The 6,011-nt window shown below is 73.0% G+C and carries 7 protein-coding genes; 4 read left to right on the top strand and 3 right to left on the bottom strand.

The features are described from left to right. Nucleotides 1-123 precede the first annotated feature (123 nt). Both npdG and LJ221_RS22535 read right to left on the bottom strand, forming a co-directional pair. Nucleotides 124-840, bottom strand: coding sequence for an NADPH-dependent F420 reductase (gene npdG, locus LJ221_RS22540; protein WP_241718551.1), 717 nt, complete (start codon nucleotides 838-840; stop codon nucleotides 124-126). Nucleotides 841-949: 109 nt separating this feature from the next. Continuing rightward, nucleotides 950-1,192: a hypothetical protein gene (locus tag LJ221_RS22535; RefSeq protein ID WP_241718550.1), complete on the bottom strand. Its 243-nt coding sequence runs from the start codon at nucleotides 1,190-1,192 to the stop codon at nucleotides 950-952. Between the two features lie 53 nt (nucleotides 1,193-1,245). Here LJ221_RS22535 and map point away from each other — a divergent pair, with 53 nt between their 5' ends. The 4 genes from map (at nucleotide 1,246) to LJ221_RS22515 (ending at nucleotide 5,459) form a co-directional block, all read left to right on the top strand. Next, nucleotides 1,246-2,103, top strand: coding sequence for a type I methionyl aminopeptidase (map, locus tag LJ221_RS22530; RefSeq protein WP_241718549.1), 858 nt, complete (start codon nucleotides 1,246-1,248; stop codon nucleotides 2,101-2,103). 133 nt (nucleotides 2,104-2,236) lie between these two features. Next, nucleotides 2,237-2,902 carry a heme oxygenase (biliverdin-producing) gene (locus LJ221_RS22525; RefSeq protein WP_241718548.1) on the top strand — a complete coding sequence of 222 codons (666 nt, stop codon included), beginning with the start codon at nucleotides 2,237-2,239 and terminating at the stop codon, nucleotides 2,900-2,902. Nucleotides 2,903-3,115: 213 nt separating this feature from the next. Beyond that, nucleotides 3,116-4,102, top strand: a complete 987-nt coding sequence (locus LJ221_RS22520) for a hypothetical protein (RefSeq protein ID WP_241718547.1) — start codon at nucleotides 3,116-3,118, stop codon at nucleotides 4,100-4,102. A 544-nt stretch (nucleotides 4,103-4,646) separates the two neighbouring features. Next, nucleotides 4,647-5,459: a CAP domain-containing protein gene (locus LJ221_RS22515; protein WP_241718546.1), complete on the top strand. Its 813-nt coding sequence runs from the start codon at nucleotides 4,647-4,649 to the stop codon at nucleotides 5,457-5,459. A 90-nt stretch (nucleotides 5,460-5,549) separates the two neighbouring features. Here the strand turns inward: LJ221_RS22515 and LJ221_RS22510 are convergent. Next, nucleotides 5,550-6,011: bifunctional DNA primase/polymerase (locus LJ221_RS22510; protein WP_241718545.1), on the bottom strand; the 462-nt coding region annotated here is incomplete at its 5' end.

Genomic DNA, 6,011 nt, shown 5'->3' with positions numbered 1-6,011 from the left:
GTACATCACGGCCGCAGCCACGCCCCACAGGGCGGTGACGATGAGTGCCGCCCAGCCCCTGTCGCCCCCGCGCCGGGGGCGACAGGGCGGACCCGGTGGCCGGCCCCGCCTGCCCGGCCGCGTTCAGAGGTCGGTGAGCCGCACACCCGCGTGCGCCCTGTACCGGCGGTTGACCGAGATCAGGTTGGCCACCAGCGACTCCACCTGGTGCGCGTTGCGCAGCCGGCCGGCGAACACACCGCGCATCCCCGGGATGCGCCCCGCCAGCGCCTGGACGATCTCGCAGTCGGCCCGCACCTCCCCCAGCACCATCACGTCGGTCTCGATCTCCTCGACCTCCGGGTCCCGGAGCAGGACGGCCGACAGGTGGTGGAAGGCCGCGGTCACCCGCGAGTCGGGCAGCAGGGCGGCGGCCTGCTGCGCGGCACTGCCCTCCTCGGGCTTCAGCGCGTAGGCGCCCTTCTTGTCGAAGCCGAGCGGGTTGACGCAGTCCACGACGAGCTTGCCCGCCAGTTCCCCGCGCAGGCTCTCCAGGGTGGCGGCGTGCCCTTCCCACGGCACCGCGACGATCACCACGTCGCTGCGGCGGGCGCACTCGGCGTTGTCGGCGCCCTCCACGCCCTGGCCCAGCTCCCCGGCCGCGGCCCGCGCCCGCTCGGCCGTCCGCGAGCCGAGGATCACCTTCTGGCCGGCTCGGGCCAGCCGGTACGCCAGGCCGCGGCCCTGGTCGCCGGTGCCGCCCAGCACACCGACCACCAGGCCGGAGACGTCCGGCAGTTCCCAGGGGTCCTTGGCGGGGGCCTTCTTCGGGGTGTCCGCGGAAGCATCGTTCGAGGTCATGTTCCGATCCTGCCAGGGGCCCGGCGGGCGGGCACGGCCAGGGTTCACCGGCGGGCGGGCTGTCCGGGCACGAGCGCTCCGGGCACGGGCGGGCCTCCCCCGCGCACCGTCACTCCGTCTCGGTCCCGTCCTTCGCGGCGGGGTCCTTCGGTTCGTTCCAGCGCGGGTCGTTCTCCCACCGCTCGTTGCGCTCGCGGGCCGTGTCCATCGCCTGCTCGGCCTCGGCGCGGGTGGCGTAAGGGCCCAGGCGTTCCCTGGCCGGGCACTGGGGGCCCTCCTCGACCGTGTGGTGGGACAGGCAGTAGAACCACTCGCCGGACTCGCCGGTCGCCTTGCGCTTGAACAGTGCCATGTGATCCATGCTGCCCCGCCGGGGCATCACCTATCACGGTTAGACTCGCGCACATGTCTGGCCAGTCGCTCCTCGTTCCCGGCACCGTCTCCCCGCACCGCGGCGTGCCCGTCTCGATCCCCCGCCCGGAGTACGTGGGCAGGGACGCCCCGACGCCGTACACCGGTCCCGAGGTGCAGGATTCCGAGACGGTCGAGAAGATGCGGACCGCGGGGCGGATCGCCGCCCGCGCCATGGCGGAGGCCGCGCGGCACATCGCTCCCGGCGTGACCACCGACAAGCTCGACGAGGTCGCGCACGAGTACCTGTGCGACCACGGCGCCTACCCCTCGACGCTGGGGTACCGGAAGTTCCCCAAGTCGCTGTGCACCTCGGTCAACGAGGTCATCTGCCACGGCATCCCGGACTCCACCGTCCTGCGCGACGGCGACATCGTGAACCTGGACGTGACGGCGTACATCCACGGCGTGCACGGCGACAACAACGCCACCTACCTGTGCGGGGAGGTGGACGAGGAGTCACGGCTGCTGGTGGAGCGGACACGCGAGTCGCTGAACCGCGCGATCAAGGCGGTGCGGCCGGGCCGGCAGATCAACGTCATCGGCCGGGTCATCGAGTCGTACGCCAAGCGCTTCGGGTACGGGGTGGTGCGCGACTTCACCGGGCACGGCATCAACAGCTCGTTCCACTCCGGGCTGATCATCCCCCACTACGACGACCCGCGGGCGACGACGGTGATGAAGCCCGGCATGACGTTCACCATCGAGCCGATGCTGACGCTGGGCACCCACGAGTGGGAGATGTGGGAGGACGGCTGGACGGTGGTGACCAGGGACCGCAAGCGCACGGCCCAGTTCGAGCACACCCTGGTCGTCACCGATTCGGGCGCCGAGATCCTGACACTGCCCTGACCATTTTCCGACAAGCTGTCGGCAAGACGTTGACTTGCCGGTGCGGTCGGCGAGAATCGGTCGGGCCGGGCGGTGTCCCCGCGGCCTCCGCGGTACCCGCCCTCTCATACCGTCTGTTCCCCGGAGGCCCGCCTTGGTCGCGTCCGCCACGACTCCGTTCTCCGTCCTCATCCGCGAGACGTCCCGGCAGCAGCACACGGAGGCGGAGGGTTCCGCGTTCATGGGCGCCCTGCTGGGCGGCGGGCTGGGGGTGGATGCCTACCGGCGCTACACCGAGCAGCTGTGGTTCGTCTACCGCGCCCTGGAGGGCGGGGCGCGGGACCTGGCCGGTGATCCGGTGGCGGGACCGTTCCTGCGGCCCGAGCTGGCCCGCACCGCCGCCCTGGAGCGCGACCTGACCCATCTGCACGGCGGGGAGGGCTGGCGCGGTTCGCTGGTCCCGCTGCCGGCGACGGCCGCGTACGCCGGGCGGATCGCCGATCTGGCCCGCCGGTGGCCGGGCGGCTACGTCGCCCACCACTACACCCGTTATCTGGGGGATCTGTCCGGTGGCCAGATCATCCGGGGCAAGGCCGAGAAGGCCTGGGGCTTCGCGTGCAAGGGCGACGGTGTGCGCTTCTACGTCTTCGAGGGGATCGGCAACCCCGCCGCGTTCAAGCGCGAGTACCGGGCGGCGCTGGACGCGGTGCCGGCCGACGATCTGGAGAAGCAGCGGATCGCCGAGGAGTGCCGTCACGCCTTCGCGCTGAACACCGCCGTCTTCCGCGAACTGGGCGAGGAGTTCCCCCTGAGCGCCTGACGGTCGCGGAACCGGTTCCCGTCACACCCCTTGACGCGGCATCGGCGGCGTGGAGTACCCGGACATGGTCGAGGGCCTCGCCGCGACCGCGAAGGAGGCCACCGTCCACGGCGGCTCCGGTGGCCCGGCCCCCTCCCGTCGCCCGGCCCCCGCGGGGCACCGGTAGGGTTCGGGCCGGAAAGCCTCGTGACGGTCCGGGAGGGGTCGAGGAGAGTGCGGACGAAGGCGCGCGGGCTCAGGCGTGCGATGGCGTCGGCGGCGGTGCTGGCCGCTCTGGCGGCACTGCCGGGCTGCGTCACGGTGCACGGCGAGAGGGCCGTGGTCCCGGCGGTGACCGAGGCGGAGGCGGCGAAGGTCCTCGACCACTTCACCGGGACCAACAACGAGGCCAACCGCACCAACGACGCCGCCCTGAACGCCACCATCGAGACGGGCGCGCTGGGCGCCGTCGACCAGGCCGGGCTGCGGGCCCGCCGGATCGTCCACCCCGGCGGCGACCCCGACCACCAGGACCTGGAGCTGACCGACGCCCGCTTCCTGATACCGCGGCAGGCGGGCTGGCCGAAGTTCTTCGTCGCCGACACCGCCTCCAGTCAGAGTCCCGGCAAGCGCTGGCTGCTGGTCTTCACCCGCGGCGGCGTGGAGGAGGGCTGGAAGGCGTCGTACCTGTCGGTACTGGAGTCCTCCGCGGTGCCGGAGTTCGCCGAGGACGGCGAGGGCCACGTCGAGGCCGTCCCCTCCGGCGAGTCGGCCCGGCTGGCCGTCGCGCCGAATGACCTGGGGAAGACGTACACGGACTATCTGCGCGAGGGCGGCGACGTCTTCGCCGACGGCCCGGCCACCAGCGGTCTGCGCCAGGAGCGCGGGAAGACGGCGGCGAACCCGGGCGCGCGCACCCAGTGGGCCGACCTCCCGGCCCGGGACGCCCGGTTCGCGCCGGTGGGGCTGCGCACCGAGGACGGCGGGGCGCTGGTCTTCTTCACCACGCACCACCAGATGCGGCAGACCGTGCCCCAGGGCTACAAGCCACAGATCAAGGACCCCTACGTCAAGGCCCTGCTGGAGGGCACGCCGCAGCAGTCGGTGACCTACGTCCGCCTCGGCCTCCAGACCGCGGCCGTGCCTCCCGCCGGCGCCGACGACCCGGGGATCAGGCTGGTCTACCGCCTCCAGCGCCTGACGAGCGCCAAGGGCGACTGAGAGGGAACAGCCGTTCACATCACAGTCCTCCCACGGGATTGATCTCTTCATCGCCGCACTGGTAAAAGGTTCCTCGCTCCGGATTCCGGCAGCCAAAGCGGCGTTCCCCTCTGCTGCGCGGGCACCCGCCACCCGCGGCCCGGGACGTCCTTGCGATGCTCCCGGCGTCGGGCAAACGACACGTTCGAGTACACCCGTTGCGTCGTGACGGAGGCTCTGCTCACAGTACTCACCCCGGGCTTCCCGCGCCGTTCCCCGCGCCTTCCGCCAGGCCCGGGTGCCTTCGAGAATGTCTGTGGACGCGCACGAGGAACTCCGCGCACATCCACGGTGACGCATCGAACCGAAGGAGAGAACCGATGGGAGTTTCCAGGACGACGATGGCCACCGTGACATCGGCGGGCCTTCTCGCAGCCGCCTTCTCCGGCCCTGGGACCGCCGGGCACCGCCGCTCCCGGCCGGTGCGTCGTCGCTCAGGTCCGGAACGCGGCCGCGCGCCGGGCTGACCGCGACGGCGGGCGGCGGGCGGCGATCCCAGCGGTGGGTGACCGACACCGCGCGGGAGCACACCACCGTGGCGAACGGCGAGTTCGAGAACTTCGTCCTCCAGGGCAACGGCCGGGACACGCGGGTGACCCTCGTCGGGGAGGGCGGGGAGCACCACCGGTACGCGGCCGTCTCCGGCCTTCTTCCCACCGCTTCCCGCACCCCCCGCCGGACCACGTGGCAGAGGAGTCAGATGACACGCTTTCGTATCCTCCCCCGGAACGAGAACCGGCGCCGAACCGGTGTCGCGGCCCGCCCGGTGCGGGCCCTCGGCGGCGCCGTGGCCGCTGTGACCCTCGCAGTCCTCACAGCAGCCGCCCACAGCCCGGACGCCGTTCGCCCTCACCTCTCCCCCGCCGGCTCCACCGCGGCCCACAGCCGGCTGACAGCGCCCGGGCACACCACCGTGGCCGCACCACCGCCGGCCGACGACGAGAGGGCGGAGGTCGTCCGTCTGGTCAACGCGCTACGTGCCGAGGCCGGCTGCTCCGCTCTCGCCCCCCATCCGGCCCTGGAGGAGGCGGCCCGGGACCACAGCGCCTCCATGGCCCGCACCGGCGAGCTCTCCCACCGCGGCTCCGGGGGACGGTCGCTGATGCGGCGTCTCAAGGACACGGGGTATGCCTGGAGCCAGGTCGGGGAGAACATCGCCTACGGCTATCCCGACGCGGCCGCTGTCGTGGCCGGCTGGATGGACAGCCCACCACACCGGCGCAACATCCTCGCTTGCGGCCACCGCGACATCGGCGTCGGTCTCGCTCACGGCCACGACACAACCTGGTGGACCCAGATCACCGGAGCCCGGCGCTGACCCACGCGGCAGGGCCGGTGACCGGCCCGGGGTTCTCCACCCCTCGCGCCCCTCTCAGCCCGTCCCGGAGCGGGGCGGCACGGTCGCGCGTCAGCGCACCGGCCAGGGTGCGGTGTGGTCCGACTCCTCCTGCGGGTGCGCGGCGCACGCGTCCGTCAGCGCCTCCAGCATCGTCAGCGGGTCGGGCAGCGGCCGCTCGGGGGCGCGCAGCCAGCCCACCGCCGGTTCGGAGTCGCCGGGCAGCCGGGCGGGGGGCACGAGCACATAGCTGCCGCGGCAGTGCCACCGGAGGCCCGGGTGGTCGTCCAGGGTCTCGGGGCGGCAGTCCAGCACGCACGGCCACCACTCGTCCTCGTCCTCCGGAGTGCCCCGGGTGGCGGTGAAGAACAGCATCCGCCCCGGCCGGGGATCGGTGCCGCACACCGCCACCGGCCCGACCTCGACGCCCTCGGCCTCCAGCCGCTCCAGCGCGGCCCGCCCCGCGCCCACGGGCACGTCCAGCACGTCGTGGGTGCGGCCGGTGGCGGTGATGAAGTTGGCCGCCGGCCGGCC

The organism is Streptomyces sp. CNQ085 (assembly GCF_022614595.1).
Classification (GTDB): Bacteria; Actinomycetota; Actinomycetes; order Streptomycetales; family Streptomycetaceae; genus Streptomyces.
The sequence above is the reverse complement of the archived record's forward strand: the minus strand, read 5'-3'. Positions and strand labels throughout refer to the sequence as shown.

What these genes read in the sequence shown, in the direction of transcription:
- LJ221_RS22535 (WP_241718550.1), bottom strand. Translation starts at nt 1,192, where the DNA reads ATGGCACTGTTCAAGCGCAAGGCGACCGGCGAGTCCGGCGAGTGGTTC.
- npdG (WP_241718551.1), bottom strand. Translation starts at nt 840, where the DNA reads ATGACCTCGAACGATGCTTCCGCGGACACCCCGAAGAAGGCCCCCGCC.
- map (WP_241718549.1), top strand. Translation starts at nt 1,246, where the DNA reads ATGTCTGGCCAGTCGCTCCTCGTTCCCGGCACCGTCTCCCCGCACCGC.